Below are 875 nucleotides of genomic sequence, written 5' to 3'. Positions count from 1 at the left end.
CGGACTGCTCCACCCCGCGACGATAGAAAATGAACTTATTTCGATCATACACTGAGTATCGGTTTAAATATTTATTGCCTCTTCCTCTGCCAGCTGATTCAAAGATGCTCGGTGCGTCGAGGCAACTCGAAGCGGATTCGATGAAGCAAAGGCTCGTTGCCCCACCCCGCGATGATAAGAAAGTAAGTTGATATTCACAATGCTTTTGGTGTTGTTGTCCGTTGCCTCTTCCTCTACAAGTTGATTCAAAGATGCTGGATGCGTCGGGACAACTCGCGATGAATGAGAAAGCAAGTCAGCTTTTATATTAAGATGGTGGAGGATGACGGGATCGAACCGCCGACCCCTTGCTTGTAAGGCAAGTGCTCTCCCAGCTGAGCTAATCCTCCACAAAGAAGTGACCCGTACGGGATTCGAACCCGTGTTACCGCCGTGAAAGGGCGGTGTCTTAACCACTTGACCAACGGGCCATGCTGATGGATCATGGCGGAGAGCAAGGGATTCGAACCCTTGAGGCGCTATTCACGCCTACACGATTTCCAATCGTGCTCCTTCGACCACTCGGACAGCTCTCCACGATGGCTCCGCAGGCAGGATTCGAACCTGCGACCAATCGGTTAACAGCCGATTGCTCTACCACTGAGCTACTGCGGAATCATAACGACGGTCAATTCTCCCAACAAGATGTCCTGCCTCTTCCTCTGCCAGCCGATTCAAAGAAGCTGGATGCGTCGAGGCAACTCGCAGTTCATCCGATGATGCAAATGCTCGTCACTGAGCTGCTGCGAAATGACATCTCTTTAGACATTTACTATTATAATGATTCGCGCTGAGCTGTCAAGAGTTTTTTCATTCCTTCAAAACTAGATAACCGT

At 49.8% G+C, this 875-nt stretch carries 4 tRNA genes; all 4 read right to left on the bottom strand.

Annotation, left to right across the window (positions count from 1 at the left end):
- Positions 1–313: 313 nt before the first annotated feature.
- Positions 314–389 (bottom strand) — tRNA-Val (locus I656_RS0116480).
- Positions 390–398: 9 nt separating this feature from the next.
- A tRNA-Glu gene (locus tag I656_RS0116475) sits at positions 399–470 on the bottom strand.
- Between the two features lie 14 nt (positions 471–484).
- Positions 485–575 (bottom strand) — tRNA-Ser (locus I656_RS0116470).
- Between the two features lie 4 nt (positions 576–579).
- Positions 580–654: transfer RNA gene (locus I656_RS0116465), tRNA-Asn, on the bottom strand.
- Between the last annotated feature and the right edge of the window lie 221 nt (positions 655–875).

The sequence above is a fragment of the Geobacillus sp. WSUCF1 genome (assembly GCF_000422025.1).
Classification (GTDB): domain Bacteria; phylum Bacillota; class Bacilli; order Bacillales; family Anoxybacillaceae; genus Geobacillus; species Geobacillus zalihae.
This window is presented reverse-complemented; position numbering and strand designations above follow the sequence as displayed.